At 66.7% G+C, this 15,331-nt stretch carries 12 protein-coding genes; 9 read left to right on the top strand and 3 right to left on the bottom strand.

Going from position 1 to position 15,331, the window contains the following annotated elements; translation table 11 throughout:
- Nucleotides 1-2 precede the first annotated feature (2 nt).
- The 5 genes from kdpB (at nucleotide 3) to DS837_RS25440 (ending at nucleotide 7,127) form a co-directional block, all read left to right on the top strand.
- Complete coding sequence (gene kdpB / locus DS837_RS25420; RefSeq protein WP_149167279.1) at nucleotides 3-2,132, top strand: potassium-transporting ATPase subunit KdpB; 2,130 nt, start codon at nucleotides 3-5, stop codon at nucleotides 2,130-2,132.
- 10 nt (nucleotides 2,133-2,142) lie between these two features.
- Nucleotides 2,143-2,751: a K(+)-transporting ATPase subunit C gene (locus DS837_RS25425; RefSeq protein ID WP_149167280.1), complete on the top strand. Its 609-nt coding sequence runs from the start codon at nucleotides 2,143-2,145 to the stop codon at nucleotides 2,749-2,751.
- Between the two features lie 100 nt (nucleotides 2,752-2,851).
- Entirely contained in the window at nucleotides 2,852-5,608 is a 2,757-nt protein-coding gene (locus tag DS837_RS25430; protein WP_149167281.1) for a sensor histidine kinase, read from the top strand.
- Nucleotides 5,605-6,303: a response regulator transcription factor gene (locus DS837_RS25435; protein ID WP_149167282.1), complete on the top strand. Its 699-nt coding sequence runs from the start codon at nucleotides 5,605-5,607 to the stop codon at nucleotides 6,301-6,303. Before DS837_RS25430 ends, DS837_RS25435 begins: the two co-directional genes overlap by 4 nt.
- Nucleotides 6,304-6,473: 170 nt before the next feature.
- The gene (locus DS837_RS25440) at nucleotides 6,474-7,127 is read left to right on the top strand and encodes a TerC family protein (protein ID WP_149167283.1); all 654 of its coding nucleotides are present in this window, start codon (nucleotides 6,474-6,476) and stop codon (nucleotides 7,125-7,127) included.
- A 56-nt stretch (nucleotides 7,128-7,183) separates the two neighbouring features.
- Here DS837_RS25440 and DS837_RS25445 read toward each other — a convergent pair whose 3' ends face one another.
- A complete protein-coding gene (locus tag DS837_RS25445; RefSeq protein WP_149167284.1) occupies nucleotides 7,184-8,884 on the bottom strand; it encodes an adenylate/guanylate cyclase domain-containing protein in 1,701 nt (566 codons plus the stop codon).
- 145 nt (nucleotides 8,885-9,029) lie between these two features.
- On the opposite strand from DS837_RS25445, the gene DS837_RS25450 reads away from it, so the two are divergent.
- Nucleotides 9,030-9,728: a Crp/Fnr family transcriptional regulator gene (locus tag DS837_RS25450; RefSeq protein WP_149167285.1), complete on the top strand. Its 699-nt coding sequence runs from the start codon at nucleotides 9,030-9,032 to the stop codon at nucleotides 9,726-9,728.
- 9 nt (nucleotides 9,729-9,737) lie between these two features.
- Here DS837_RS25450 and DS837_RS25455 read toward each other — a convergent pair whose 3' ends face one another.
- Both DS837_RS25455 and DS837_RS25460 read right to left on the bottom strand, forming a co-directional pair.
- On the bottom strand, nucleotides 9,738-10,316 hold the full coding sequence (locus tag DS837_RS25455; protein WP_149167286.1) for a YceI family protein: 579 nt from the start codon (nucleotides 10,314-10,316) through the stop codon (nucleotides 9,738-9,740).
- A gap of 44 nt (nucleotides 10,317-10,360) precedes the next feature.
- Nucleotides 10,361-11,215 carry a hypothetical protein gene (locus tag DS837_RS25460; protein WP_149167287.1) on the bottom strand — a complete coding sequence of 285 codons (855 nt, stop codon included), beginning with the start codon at nucleotides 11,213-11,215 and terminating at the stop codon, nucleotides 10,361-10,363.
- Between the two features lie 483 nt (nucleotides 11,216-11,698).
- Between DS837_RS25460 and DS837_RS25465 the strand changes: the two genes are divergently transcribed.
- From DS837_RS25465 to DS837_RS25475, 3 genes are read left to right on the top strand one after another with little or no spacing between them, the layout of a single operon-like run.
- Nucleotides 11,699-12,649 (top strand): hypothetical protein, encoded by a 951-nt coding sequence (locus DS837_RS25465; protein WP_149167288.1) that lies wholly within the window; start codon nucleotides 11,699-11,701, stop codon nucleotides 12,647-12,649.
- On the top strand, nucleotides 12,642-13,142 hold the full coding sequence (locus tag DS837_RS25470) for a hypothetical protein (protein ID WP_149167289.1): 501 nt from the start codon (nucleotides 12,642-12,644) through the stop codon (nucleotides 13,140-13,142). Before DS837_RS25465 ends, DS837_RS25470 begins: the two co-directional genes overlap by 8 nt.
- Complete coding sequence (locus DS837_RS25475) at nucleotides 13,126-15,153, top strand: coiled-coil domain-containing protein (RefSeq protein ID WP_149167290.1); 2,028 nt, start codon at nucleotides 13,126-13,128, stop codon at nucleotides 15,151-15,153. Before DS837_RS25470 ends, DS837_RS25475 begins: the two co-directional genes overlap by 17 nt.
- The last annotated feature ends 178 nt before the right edge of the window (nucleotides 15,154-15,331 follow it).

Consider the following 15,331-nt stretch of genomic DNA (forward strand, 5'->3'; position numbering starts at 1 on the left):
CCATGGACACCCATTCGAAAACCGCCACCCGGACTCCGGCCTCCACCCTGCTGGACCCGGCCATCCTGCTGCCCGCCGTTGCCGGCTCCGTCCGCAAGCTCGACCCGCGGCTGATGGCCCGCAACCCGGTGATGTTCTGCGTGGAGGTGGTGGCGGCGCTGACCACGCTGCTGTTCCTGCGCGATCTGCTGACGGGCGCCGGGGGCCTCGGCTTCTCCCTGCAGATCGTGCTGTGGCTGTGGTTCACCCTGCTTTTCGCCAACTTCGCGGAGGCGGTGGCGGAGGGACGCGGCAAGGCCCAGGCGGCCAGCCTGCGCCGCACCCGCACGGAGACCACCGCCAAGCGGCTGGCGGGCGAGGGCTGGGAGAGCGTTCCGGCCACCCTCCTGAAGCCCGGCGACCTCGTGCTGGTGGAGGCCGGCGACCTCATCCCCTCCGACGGCGAGGTGGTGGAGGGCGTGGCGTCCGTCAACGAGGCGGCGATCACCGGCGAATCCGCTCCGGTCGTCCGCGAGTCCGGCGGCGACCGCTCCGCGGTGACCGGCGGCACGCAGGTGATCTCCGACTGGATCAAGGTGCGGATCACCGCAGCCCAGGGCAACACCTTCCTCGACCGCATGATCGGGCTGGTCGAGGGCGCGCAGCGGCAGAAGACGCCCAACGAGATCGCGCTGAACATCCTGCTGGCCGGCATGACGGTCATCTTCGTCATCGCCGTGGCGACCATCCCCAGCTTCGCCGCCTACGCCGGCGGCTCGGTCGGGGTGCTGGTGCTGGCGGCGCTGTTCGTCACGCTGATCCCGACCACCATCGGCGCGCTGCTGTCGGCCATCGGCATCGCCGGCATGGACCGTCTGGTCCGCTTCAACGTGCTGGCCATGTCGGGCCGGGCGGTGGAGGCGGCGGGTGATGTGGACACGCTGCTGCTCGACAAGACCGGCACCATCACGCTGGGCAACCGCCAAGCGGCGGAGTTCCTGCCAATCTCTGGCGTGGCCGACCGCGACTTGGCCGACGCCGCCCAGCTCGCCTCGTTGGCCGACGAGACGCCGGAGGGCCGCTCTATCACCGTTCTGGCGAAGGAGAAATACGGAATCCGCGCCCGCGACATGGCCGGGCTGCACGCCCGGTTCGTGCCCTTCACCGCCCAGACGCGGCTGAGCGGCATCGACAGCGACGGCGTGACCATCCGCAAGGGTGCCGTGGACGCCGTGCTGGCCCATGTGCGGACCTTCGGGCAGGGCATCGCCAACCAGGGCGATACGGTGACCGGCAACACGGTGATCGGGCTGCGCCCCGATCCCGCCCTGGAGGCGGCGGTGCGCGAGGTGCAGGCCATCGCGGAGCGCGTCGCCAAGTCCGGCGGCACGCCGCTGGCCGTCGCCCGCGATGGGAAACTGCTCGGCGTCATCCACCTGAAGGACATCGTCAAGGGCGGCATCCGGGAGCGCTTCGCGGCGCTGCGCCAGATGGGCATCAAGACGGTGATGATCACCGGCGACAACGCCATGACCGCCGCCGCCATCGCGGCGGAGGCCGGGGTGGACGACTTCCTGGCCCAGGCGACGCCGGAGATGAAGCTGCAGCTGATCCGCGACGAGCAGGCGCGGGGCAAGCTGGTCGCCATGTGCGGCGACGGCACCAACGACGCCCCGGCGCTGGCCCAGGCCGACGTCGGCGTGGCGATGAACACCGGCACCGTCGCCGCCCGCGAGGCCGGCAACATGGTCGACCTGGACAGCGACCCGACCAAGCTGATCGAGATCGTGGAGATCGGCAAGCAACTGCTGATGACCCGCGGCGCGCTGACCACCTTCTCCATCGCCAACGACGTGGCGAAGTATTTCGCCATCATCCCCGCCATGTTCCTGGCCTTCTACCCGCAGCTGGGCGCCCTGAACGTGATGGGGCTGGCCAGCCCGGAGAGCGCCATCCTGTCGGCGATCATCTTCAACGCGCTGATCATCGTCGCGCTGATCCCTCTGGCGCTGCGCGGCGTCGCCTACCGCGCGGTGGGCGCGGCGCGGCTGCTGCGCCGGAACCTGCTGATCTACGGGCTGGGCGGCCTGATCGTGCCCTTCGTCGGGATCAAGCTGATCGACCTGCTCGTCACCGCCATCGGACTCGTGTGAGGACCCCGCCATGCTCAAGGAACTGCGTCCCGCCCTCGTCATGATCGCCGCGCTGACCGTGGTGACCGGGCTGATCTACCCGCTGGCCGTCACCGGCATCGCCCAGGCCATCTTCCCGCATCAGGCCAACGGCAGCCTGATCGAGCGGAACGGAGCGGTCGTCGGCTCCGCCCTGATCGGCCAGGGCTTCACCGGGGCGGGCTATTTCCACGGGCGGCCCTCCGCCACGCTGGGGCCGGACCCGGCCGACCCGTCGAAGAGCGTGCCGGCGCCCTACAACGCCGCGGCCTCCGGCGGCTCCAACCTCGGCCCGACGTCCCAGGCGCTGGCCGACCGGGTGCGTGCGGAGACGGAGCGGCTGGAGGCCGAGAATCCCGGCGTTCCGGTGCCGGTGGAGCTAGTGACGACGTCGGCCAGCGGCTTCGACCCGCATCTGTCGCCCGCCGCCGCCGACTTCCAGGTCCCCCGCGTCGCCCGTGCCCGCGGCCTGTCGGAGACCCAACTCCGCGCCCTGGTCACCATGAACACCGATCCGTCGCCTCTGGGACCGCTGGGGGAGCCGGTGGTCAACGTGCTGCGGCTCAATCTCGCCCTCGACGCCGCCACGGCGACGCATTAGCTGAAGGTCAACAGGCGGCCCCGTCCGTTCTCCCGTCCGCTCTCCCTTGCTGGCGGGGGAGGGGATGGGGGCGCCGATCCGTTCCGAAAGCCGCTCCCCGATGCCGAACGACCGAACCGCCGCCGTCACCCGGCCTTCGCCCGAAGCGCTCCTGCGCGAAGCGGCGCGGGAGGGGCGCGGGCGGCTGAAGCTGTTTCTGGGGGCGGCCCCCGGCGTCGGCAAAACCTACGAGATGCTACTGACCGCCCAGGCCAAGCGGCGCGACGGGGTGGACGTGGTGGTCGGCGTGGTCGAGACCCATGGCCGGCGCGAGACCGAGGCGCTGCTCGCCGGGCTGGAGGTCATTCCCCGCCGCAAGATCGACTACAAGGAGCGCCGGCTCGACGAGATGGACCTCGACGCCATCCTCACCCGCCGCCCGGCCATCGTGCTGGTGGACGAGCTGGCCCACAGCAACGCCCCCGGCAGCCGCCATGCCAAGCGCTACCTCGACGTGGAGGAGATCCTCGCCGCCGGGATCGACGTCTACACGACGATGAACATCCAGCATGTGGAGAGCCTGAACGACGTCGTCGCCCGGATCACCCGCGTCCGCGTGCGCGAGACGGTGCCGGATTCCATCATCGACCGGGCCGACGACATCGAGGTCATCGACATCACGCCGGACGACCTGATCCAGCGGCTGAAGGACGGCAAGGTCTATGTCCCGCGCACCGCCGAGCGGGCGATCCGCCATTACTTCTCCCCCGGCAACCTGACGGCGCTGCGCGAGCTGGCGCTGCGCCGCACCGCCCAGCGGGTGGACGAGCAATTGCTGACCCATATGCAGGCCCACGCCATCGCCGGCCCCTGGGCGGCGGGGGAGCGGCTGCTGGTCTGCGTGAACGAGGACCCGGCCTGCGCCGCCGTCGTCCGCTACGCCCGCCGTCAGGCGGAGCGGCTGCGCGCCCATTGGACCGCGCTGCACGTCGAGACGCCGCGCAGCCTGCGCCTGAGCGAGGCCGAACGCGACCGCATCGCCGACGCGCTGCGGCTGGTCGAGAAGCTGGGCGGCGAGGCGGTGACCATCCCCGGCGGCGACGTCGCCGGCACCGTGGTCGAGTATGCGCGGACCAACAACGTCGCGCACATCGTCATCGCCAAGTCCCACCGCGGCCGGTGGGCGGAACTGCTGCGCAGCTCCATCGCCTTCCGGCTGATCCGGCAGGCCGGCGGCATCAGCGTGCACGTCATCGCGGACGACGCCGAGGAGCCGATCCCGCCCAAGACGGTGCGCACCGCGGTGCCCCGGCGCCCGGCGCTGTCCTGGTGGCCCTACGCCGCGGCCACCGGCTATGTCGCCCTGGCGCTGGGCGTCGGGCACCTGCTGCATCTGATCTTGGACGTCGGCAACGTCGCGCTGGTGTTCCTGACGGCGGTGCTGGCCAGCGCGGTGACCGGCGGGCTGGGGCCGTCGCTCTACGCCTGCGTCGTCAGCGTCCTGGCCTTCAACTATTTCTTCCTGAACCCGCTCTACACCTTCTCCATCGCCGATCCGGAGAACATCGTCGCGCTGTTCTTCTTCGCGGTGGTGGCGGTGATCGCCAGCAACCTGACCGCCCGCGTGCGCGCCCAGGCGGTCACCGCCCGGCTGCGCGCCAAGACGACCGAGGACCTCTACGGCTTCAGCCGCAAGCTGGCCGGGGTGGTCACCATGGACGACCTGCTGTGGGCGACCGCCCACCAGATCGCGGCGATGCTGAAGGTGCATGTGGTCCTGCTGCTGCCCGACGGCGACACGGTGTCCGTCCGCGCCGGCTACCCGCCGGAGGACGAGCTGCGCGAGGCCGACCTCGCCGCCGCCGTCTGGGCGTGGGAAAACAACCGGCCGGCCGGGCGCGGCTCGGACACGCTGCCCGGCGCCAAATGGCTGTTCCTTCCCCTGCGCACCGGGCGCGGCCCGGTCGGGGTGGTCGGCATCGACACCGACACCGCCCGCACCGGCAAGCCCGGCGCCCTGCTGACCCCCGACCAGCGCCGGCTGCTCGACGCGCTGACCGATCAGGCCGCACTCGCCATCGAGCGCGTCACCCTGGCGGAGGACGTGGACCGCGCCCGTCTGGCCGCCGAGACGGAGCGGCTGCGCTCGGCCCTGCTGACCTCGATCTCCCACGACCTGCGGACCCCGCTGGCCTCCATCCTGGGGTCGGCGACCAGCCTGACCGCCTACGGCGCCGGGATGGACGAGGCGTCGCGCCGCGACCTCGCCGCCACCATCCAGGAGGAGGCGGAGCGGCTGAACCGCTTCATCGCCAACCTGCTGGACATGACGCGCCTGGAATCGGGGGCGATCCGCCCGCGCACCGGCCCGGTCGATCTGGCCGAGACGGTGGGCAGCGCGCTGGGGCGGGCGGGCCGTATCCTGGCCGGGCACCGGGTGGACGTCGATCTGGCCGCCGACCTGCCGATGCTGGAGGCGGACGACGTGCTGTTCGAACAGGTTCTCTTCAATCTGCTGGACAACGCGGCCAAATACGCGCCAACAGGCTCGCTGATCCAGGTCGGGGCGTCGCGGGAGGATGGTCGGGTGCGCATCGAGGTGCGGGACGAGGGCGACGGCATCCCGGCGGCGGATGTCGAGCGCATCTTCGACAAATTCTACCGCGTCCAGGCCCAGGACCGGCAGCGCGCCGGGACCGGGCTGGGGCTGGCGATCTGCCGTGGCTTCGTCGAGGCGATGGGCGGCACCATCGCCGCCGGCAACCGCAAGGACCGCTCCGGCGCCGTCTTCACCCTGATCATGCCGGCCGCCGCCGCTCTGCCCGGCCTTGAGGAGCCCGGCCGTGAGGAGCCAGGCATTGAGGAGATGACGCCATGAGGTCGGACAGCCTGCCGCTGCGCGTCCTGGTGGTGGACGACGAGCCGCCGATCCGCCGCTTCCTGCGCACCACCCTGTCCGCCCAGGGCTACGACATCGCCGAGGCGGCGGATGGCGCGGGCGCTCTGGAGGCGGTGCGGCGGCGCCCGCCGGACCTGCTGGTGCTCGACCTCGGCCTGCCGGGCATCGGCGGGCTGGAGGTGATCCGCCGCCTGCGCGCCGACGGGGTGGCCGCCCCGATCATCGTGCTGTCCAGCCGCGCCGACGAGGCGGGCAAGGTGGAGGCGCTGGACCTCGGCGCCGACGACTATGTGACCAAACCCTTCGGCATGGACGAGCTTCTCGCCCGCATCCGCGCCGCCCTGCGCCACCGCCTGCAGCAGCAGGGGGAGCGCCCGCTGTTCCGCAGCGGCGACCTTTCCGTCGATCTGGTCCGGCGGATCGTGACGGTCCGCGGCGCCGAGGTGAAGCTGTCGCCCCGCGAATACGACCTGCTGCGCCTGCTGGTCGCCCATGCCGGCAAGGTGCTGACCCACCGCTTCATCCTGAAGGAGGTCTGGGGCGCCGACACGGACGTGCAGTATCTGCGAATCTACATCCGTCAGCTCCGCCAGAAGATCGAAGCGGAGCCGGAGCGCCCCCTGCACATCCTGACGGAAACCGGCGTCGGCTACCGGCTGCGCTCGCCCGACTGATCCCGCCCCCACATCCGTTGCAACCCACCGCTGCACGCTAAACCTGCTGCGCCATGCTTCGATTCGTGCGACAGAAGCCCCAGGGCCGCTGTTTCAAGCGCAAGCCCCAACAAAAAAGATGACCGCACACCGCCATTGAGCCCAACCGCAGCCTTCGAAGAGATTTTCATATGGAAAGCGTCGATCTCTGGTCGCAGCTCACCGCCCTCGGGCAGGTGGTCGCCATCGACCTCGTTCTGGCCGGCGACAACGCCATCGTCGTCGGCATGGCCGCCGCCGCCGTTCCCAAGGAGCAGCGCCGCAAGGTGATCGTCTGGGGCATCGGCGCCGCCATCATGCTGCGCATCTTCTTCGCGCTGATCACCACCCAGCTCCTCGCCATCATCGGGCTGACCCTGGCCGGCGGCATCCTGCTGCTGTGGGTGTGCTGGAAGATGTTCCGCGAGCTGCGCTCCCATGGGGAGGACGAGGTGACGCCCGACGAGGCGCTGGCCGCGAACGGCTCCGGCGACGCCGCGGTCGGCGCGGCGGTGGCGACGACCACCTTCGGCGCGGCGGTCTGGCAGATCGTGGTGGCGGACGTGTCGATGTCGCTCGACAACGTGCTGGCGGTGGCCGGTGCGGCCAAGGACCATCCGACGGTCCTGGTCATCGGCCTGCTGCTCTCCGTCGTCCTGATGGGGGCGGCGGCCAACATGATCGCGCATGTCCTGCACAAGCATCGCTGGATCGGCTGGATCGGCCTCGCCATCATCACCTACGTGGCGCTCGACATGATCTGGCGCGGCGGCAACGAGGTTCTGGCCCAGGCCCACCTGATCTGATGTCCCATCTGCTCTGACAATCGAAAAACCCCCGCCTTCGGGCGGGGGTTTTTTCTTCAGGCGCCCGTGCCCTCCAGCACCGCCCGCAAATCCTCCTGGCGCTGGACCGTCCGCACCCCCAGCGTGCCGTCGCGGCCCCGGATCGCCACCTCCTGGCGCTCCAGATGCTCCAGACGCCGGAGCCCCGCCAGTTCGGCGGCCGCGTCGGAGAAGACCACGGTGGCGCCCAGCGTCTTGGTCATCTCCTCCAGCCGCGCCGCGACGTTGCCGGTGTCGCCGATGAACTGCAGCGATCCGTCCTCCGAGCAGGCCACCGCCCCGACCACGGCGAGGCCGGAATGCACCCCGGCCCCGAAGGCCAGCGGCTGGTCCAGCTCCTCCGCGAGGTCGCGGCTCAGCACCTCGATGTCGCGCCACAGGTCGGCGGTGGCGCGCAACGCGCTCGCCGCCGCCACCGCGGGGTCCTGCTCGTTGGCGAACATGCCCATCACCCCGTCGCCGGCGATGGCGATGACGTAGCCGCCGTGCCGCCGGATCGCGTCGGTGACGACCTGGACGTAGCGGGTGACGATGAACAGCGCGTCGAAGGGCAGCCGCTCCGCCGCCAGCGAGGTCGATCCCCGCAAATCCACGAACAGCGCGGTGATCGCCAGTTCCCGCCCGCTGTCCATGGGGGCGGTGACGGCAAAGGTTCGCCCATTGTCCCGCGCCGACAGCAGCGGCGTCACCGACAGCGGTGCCACCGGGCGAAGCTGGCAGGCGAGGCGGACGGCACGCGGCGCCTTCATCCGCTCCAGCACCGCCCGTTCCGTGGCGTTGGGCGGCGGCAGGGCGTCCGCCCCCTCGGTCACCCGGATGCGGCAGGTGGAGCAACGCCCCCTCCCGCCGCACAGCGCGGTGTGCGGGACGCCGTTGGCCCGGCTGGCCTCCAGCACGGAGGTGCCGCGCGGGACGGTCACCGTGCGCCCGCCGGGATAGGCGATGCGGACCGGGCTGGTCGCCCGTGCCCGCCAGTTGCGAACCTGCCGCAGCCCCAGCGTGCCGACCAGCAGCAGGACGTAGGTGTTGAACACGCCGCCGCTGATCGCCGCCAGCGCGGCGCGGTTCTCCGCTTCCGGCGTGCCGGGGGCGGGCGGGCGGAACGGCTCCAGATAGGCGGGGTCGGCGGCGGCACGGCGCTCGGCGTCCCAGCCGGCGTTGACGATCCCGGCCAGCGCCAGCAGGGGCAGCAGCATGGCAAAGGCGCCGAGCAGCGCGGCCCGGCTCCGGTACCAGGGCTTCGTCATCAGCCAGCCGCGCACCCCGATGCAGCCGTGAATCCACACGATGACCAGCAGCAGGAGCTGGCGCCACAGCAGGGTTTCCGGCGCGGTGATCCAGTAGAGGACGATCGCCCGCGGGTAGGTCAGTGGGTCGTTGTAGAGGTCGTCCGACAGCATCCCCGTCATGCCGTGGGAGATCAGCAGGAGCGGGATGCACAGGCCGAGCCCCAGCTGCCACGCCTCCCCGGCGGGCATGCGCAGGTGGCGGCGGCGGTACAGCGCCCACAGACCCAGCCCGGCGTGGGTCACGAAGGAACCGGCGAGCAGCGCCTGCCCCGGCGGCGTGTCCCAGACCCACAGCAGGGTGCGCCGCGCCACCTCCATCCCCGGCAGCAGCAGCAGACCGGCGGCGTGGGCGAGGAAGTGGGTGATGACGAAGGTGAACAGCGTCAGGCCGGTGAACAGGCGCAACGGGCGTTCGATCCGGCGTTTCATGAACGATTCCGGATCATGAACGGGGCCGGGCGGCGGATGGGACGGGCGTCCATGTCGGTCGGCGGGCTCGGCTTGTTCGTGGCGTCCACCGGCATCCTATGAGATCATCCCACGCCATGCCACAGCCGGACACCCATTCCCGTTCATGAGGCGCCGGAGCGAAACGCTGGCCGGGGCGGCGCTGTTCCGCTCCCTGTCCCCCGACGAGCTGCGGGCGCTGGAGGACCGCTGCCTCTGGCGCCGGGTGGAGGCCGGGCAATGGATCATCGATTTCGAGGATGAGGGCACCGACGTCTTCGTCGTCGCCGCCGGTCTGGTCCGGGTGACGATCCGCGCGATCTCCGGGCGGACGGTGATCCTGCGCGACATTCCCGCCGGGGAATTCTTCGGGGAGTTGGCGGCCATCGACGGGAAGGCGCGCTCCGCCGGCATCGTCGCCGTGACCAACGCCACGGTCGCCTGCATGCCCGCCCCGCTGTTCCGCGACTGCGTCCACCGCCACCCCGACGTCTGCGATCAGGTGATGGTCCTGCTGGCCGGAGAGATCCGCAAGCTCGCCACGCGGGTGAACGAGTTCAACACGCTGGACGTGCGCCACCGCATCTACGCCGAGCTGTTGCGGCTGGCCCGGCCGGACGGGCGGGGGGAGCACAGCGCGACCATCTCCCCGCCGCCGCCCCATGCCGACCTCGCCGCCCGTGTCAGCACCCGGCGCGAGGCGGTCTCGCGGGAGCTGAGCGCCCTGGAGCGCGACGGGCTGCTGGAGAAGCGGCGGGGGGCGCTGGTCCTGTTGGACACCCGCCGCCTGCGGGACCGGGTCCGGCAGGCGGCGGAGGAGGATTGACGGCGCGCCTTACGCCTTCACCGCCTCGGACTCGATGATGATCTGGATGTCGTCGCCGATGTTCGGCACGCCGTACTTCATGCCGAAGTCGGAGCGCTTGATCGTGCCGCGGGCGGAGAAGCCGACCGTCTCCTGCTTGCTGGCCGGGCTGACGCCGTCCTTGTTGAAGGTCACGTCGAGGACCACCGGCTTGGTGACGCCCAGCAGGGTCAGGTCGCCGTGCAGCTTGCCGGTCTTGTCGCCGGTCTTCTCGATCTTGGTGCTCTTGAAGGTCAGCTTTGGGAACTCCTTCACGTTGAAGAAGTCCGGCGACTTCAGGTGCTCGTCGCGCTTGGCGTGGTTGGTGTCGATGCTGGTGGTGTCGATGGTCACCGACAGGCTGCTCTTGTCCGCGGCGTCCTTGTCGAAGGACAGCTCGCCGGCCACCGTGTTGAAGCTGCCGACTGCCTTGGAGAAGCCCAGATGGTCGACGATGAAGACCACGGCGGTGTGGGCCGGGTCGAGCTTGTAGGCGACCGGGGCGGCCTGGGCGGTCAGCGGCAGGGTGACGAGGGCCGAGAGGGCGGCGGCAGAGAGAAGACGCTTCATGATTCGGAGTCCTTTGTCGGATGAAAGGGGATGAAGGGGGTGGGTCAGTAGCCGGACACGTCGGAACCGGCGGAGAGAAGGAAGGCGGCGCCCACGGCGGCGGCGGCCGGCACCAGGGCGAGGACGGTCAGCGCCACGGTGCCCATGGCCCGTCCCGCGGCGGTGCGCGGCAGGGGCAGCCGGTCGCGCAGCCGGTCGGCGAAGAAGGCCGGCAGGACGAGCAGCAGGGCTTCGGCGTGGGCGGAGGAGAAGAAGGTCAGGGTGGCGGCCAGCAGCACCAGGATGCCCAGCGCCGCCTGACCGGCGTTGCCCCAGGCGTGGCGCTCCACCGGCCAGTTCCACAGCAGCAGGCCGCCGGTGGCCGCGGCCAGCGCGAAGGCGAGCTGGGCGACGGAAGCCGAGGCGCCGACCAGCGCCACCCCGCCCACCGCCACCGCGGCGGCCAGCAGGGCGACGCCGGGGGTGGCCACCCCCTCGCCCTCGCCGGCGGTGCGGGTCAGGGCGATCCAGCCGCCGGCCAGCAGCAGGACCGCGGCGGTGATGGTGTCCAGGCTTCCCGGCAGCACCGGCAGGGCGATCCACAACAGGGACGCCGTCACCCAGGCGCCGAGCAGCCATGTGCCGCGGCGGCGGTCGATCCCGGCGAGGTCGGCGCCGACGCCGATGACCAGACCGGCCACCGCGCTCCAGAACAGGCGGCCCATGCTGGAGGGCGGCGGCAGGGCGGGCAGGCCGACGATCAGCGCGTAGGCCGCCAGGAAGGCGGCGGCAACACCCGCCGCCGCCAACCGGGGACCCCGCGTGCGCCCGCCGGCGAGACGGACCACACCGACGGCGGCGACGCCGACCACCAGGGGAAACAGGGCGGTCTGCACCACAAGATCATCGAGCAGAGCCATCGTCGGAACACTCCAAGCCGCAGGAAACGGGACGCGGGGCGGAGCCTGCCGGGATGGAACGGTCAGGCCAGCGCTTCGCGGCGCGGCTGGAGAGTGCCGTCACGGGCGCCCGGCGCCTGTGCGAAAACGCACATCGCGAACGCGACGCAAGCGGGTTTCAGAGCGTGAGCGACGCCTTTGGAGCGGAACCTTTGTTCAGTTCCTGCGTGCCTTCCATGCTGTTTTGGAGAATGGACACCACGTTGCAAAGGTCGGGGCGACTCCCTGGGCAGCCAGTTGCGTATGTCGGTTCAGCTCCATAAGCCGACTGAACCGCAGTTCACCCCTTGTCAGCGCTTAAATCACAACGGCTCCATTCAGAGAAGGCTCCTTATGGGGCAGGACCCTAGTGGAGATACGGAGTGCGGCCACGGTCATTGCGCGCTATTGGCATCCCATATATGTTTTCTCAACTGGGGCGCGATGTAAGTCAGGGGGAGAGGCGTGGGGGTTACGCTGCCGCAAGCTACGGTAACTTGGTCCGGTGATGATTGGGAAAAGTACATCGCCGCGCTACTAGGCATGCGATATGCCCCTGGTGATTTTTTCGTCGTGCCTTCAGACGACCACGGCGACCTCGGCATGGACGGCGTGGGCCGCGATGGTCGTATCTACCAGTGCTATGCTCCAGAGAACGAGCCTCTTCAGCCAGGTGTCCGCAAAAAGAAGTTGAAGAAGAAAATAACAGATGACTTGACTAAGCTAGTCCAGAAGCAAGCTGAGCATCGAACCATTCTTGGGGATATAATCGTAGAGCGATGGATTCTGGTTACTCCCATTCTCCACAGTAAGGATATTCTCGCCCACGCCAATGCCGAGGCCGCAAAAACTCGCACGCTTGGTTGCCCGTACATCTGCCCCAGCTTTGAGGCGATAGCTGTAACCGAGAACGAGTTCCTAGGTGTCGAGAAAAAACGCTTCATCGGTTCCACGCTCCACCGCCTCAACCTAATCGTTGACGAGGTTGATCAGGGCAATCTCGATGCCCTCAAGCAGGACAATTCCCACTCCGATCTAGTAGGCAATTTGAAGACCAAGCTTTCCAAGCTGAAAGCGGTCAACACTCCCCAAAAGCTGGAGCAGCTCGAGCGGAAATACCTAAAGGCATACCTTGAGGGACGAGGCTTGCTAACATCCCTCCAGCAGAACCACGCCTCAATCTATGAGGCAGCTGTCAAAGCAAAACGAGGATTTGAGAAGCTACTTGAGGCCCGTTCGTCACTTTCGGGAGATCCTGGTGGAAAGCGTATCCTTGACGAACTGGCTGCATTCAACACGCAACTGGAAGAATATTTGGGAAAGCTTCTTGACCCGGAAACGACCGCAGTGCTGGCGACTGAAGCCATTTCCTATTGGCTGATGCACTGTCCATTGGATTTCCCCGACGATGATTAACCTCCGTGCGCTATACCCTGAGTTCGAAGCGGCAGGGTTCATTTTTCGCGACCGTGGCACTATTTTGCCGGGCGACAGGCGGCCATTGTGGCGGGTCGCCTTAGTGGTGGTATTGCTCAAGCAGGCTTGCCGGGGTGGCTCCTCGTCCTTGTCCAGGCTTCACGTTCTTGATTGGGCCGTCCGCTTCAAGCATGGCAGAGACCAAATTGTGGGATTTCTGAATGGGAACCGCCCGGCGTCATTTAGCCCTGTCCGCTTTGATCCAGCTCTCCTTCGCGCATTGCAGTTCGCTCGGGCTGAACAACTGGTCGCGGCGAAGGGTGGCAACATTGCCCTCACCACGAAGGGGCTGGCCATGGCTACCGAGATCGAAGGCGAAGCCAACCTTTTGCGTGTCGAGAAGGCCGTGCTTGCCGAACTGGGTAAGAAGTTCACAGAAAAGGCATCCGAAGCCTTCGTGAAGATTGGGGAACAGTATGAGCTTCCAACTTAGAAACCTTCGCCTGTCCGTCGTCACTGATGTTGGGCGCTATGGCCGAAGCCTAGAATTCAAGAACGGCCTGAACATCCTACGCGCTGAAAATGCGTCAGGTAAATCAACCTGCACCCAGGCCGTGATCTATGCGTTGGGATTGGAAGCTATGCTGAGTGCAAAACATGCAGTTCCGCTCCCGCATGCGATGAAGGATTGGCTAGAAACCGAGGATGGAAAGCGCCTCGGAGTACTTGAATCTCACGTCCTATTGGAGATTGAAAATGCCGCCGGAAAGCGGCTCGCCATCCAACGCTGCGTCAAGGGAACACAAGACAATCATCTTGTGACGGTCTGGGAAGGTCCCAGGCTTTCGTCGCCTGACATCGATCTTGCGGCCACCGACTACTTTGTTCGTCAGGCAGGCGCAGCCAGCCGGGAACGAGGTTTTCATAAGTTGCTCGCTGACTTCATCGGCATTTCATTGCCGGAAGTTCAGACCTACGACGGCGGGCGCTCGCAGCTTTATCTGGAGTGCATTTTCCCGCTCATGCTCGTTGAACAGAAGAAGGGGTGGTCGGGTATTCAGGCCGCGATGCCTCTCCAGTTCCAGATCAAGGATGTTCGCAAGCGCGCAATTGAATTCGTCTTGGCGCTGGATTCGTATGATCTTGCCCAGCGGCGGCTCCAGATAGAAAAGGAGAAATCTGATCTGCGCAGGGAATGGGGAATCATCATCAACCATTTGCGGGATAAAGCCAAGATAATTGGATGCAAATTCAGCGATCTTCCCGCTGATCCGGTGCCTGCTTGGCCTCCTGAAATCTATCCGTCCTTATGGTTCATCGAGACCGAAGGCGACGTTCCCCTCCAGAAGAAACTGCATGCCCTCCGATCTGAACTACTCGTGTTGGAAAATTCAAAGATACCCTCTGTACAAGAAGATGCTGATCGATTGAATGCCCAATTGCGGGAGAAATCCGACGATCTCGCCGCATTGAATCTCGCCATCTCCGAGATGGAGCTTTCATTCTCTAGTGATCGTGCGGATCGGTCCCGACTAGAAGCCCAGATCGCAAATCTCAACGAAGACATTGCCCACCACAATGATCTGATTCGTCTGCGTCGGATGGGATCGACGGAAAAGCTGACAATTTCCTCGGGCCATTGCCCGACCTGCCATCAGGAAATCCAAGACGTCCTCCTTCCCCAGGATGAGGACTACAATGCCCTGAGCATCGAGGAGAGCCTCAGTTTCCTGAAAGGGCAGCGGGGGACATTCCAGGCGATGCAGAAGGAGCTTGTCGCCAGTATTAGCGATAAGGTTGCCCGGCTAGATAAATACCGCGCCAAGGCGGCTGCCATTCGTTCCGAAATAAGAACCATAAAATCGGCGCTGATTACTGACGCGAGGTTGCCTTCTGAAGCAGCGCTTGAGCGCCGTGTGTGGCTTCGCTCTGAGATAGCACGATTGAGCAGCACCTCGGATGAAATCTCCGTCATGCTAGATTCGATGGAAGACGTTACTGCCCGTTGGGCTGATGTTCTCACCAAAGAAATGAAGCTGCCCACAGGCTTGATTTCTCCGAGTGACAGCCGGAAGCTGATGGCGCTGAAGGATTCAGTCTGCGAGCAGTTGGTCAAATACGGTCTGAAAAGCTTCGATCCCGCCGAATTCGACATCTCCCCGGACAGCTACCTGCCGATCTACGGCAATTTCGACCTTTCCTTTGATATGTCTGCGAGCGACCTCATCCGCCTCATATGGGCGTACCTATTGGGCTTGCTAGAAGTCGCTCGAACTTTCCCCAATAACCATACGGGATTCGTGTTTTTTGACGAGCCGCAACAACAGAACGTAAAGGACCTAAGCTTCAGCGCCTTGCTCCAGAGGGCGTATTTAGCGAAGAAATTCAATCAGCAGGTCGTGGTGTCTATAAGCAAACTGCCGCTGGATTTCATCACCATCATTCCAGAAACCGAACGTCATCTGATCGACATTAACGACAAGTGGATGCTGATACCCGAGTGATCGAGCAAGCGTTCAATAAGACAAATTTAAATCGAGCAATCGGTAGTGTCCGGGTCGTGTCCCGAAGCGTGGTGTAGCTGTGGGGAAGCGGCCCGCCGCAGCGCCTTCCCATGGCTGGCGTAGGCGGGCCGGTTATCCACAGCGGGGCGGTCATCGCGGTTCTTCGATAGAGTCTGGT

The sequence above is a fragment of the Azospirillum brasilense genome (assembly GCF_008365405.1).
Lineage (GTDB): Bacteria > Pseudomonadota > Alphaproteobacteria > Azospirillales > Azospirillaceae > Azospirillum > Azospirillum brasilense_D.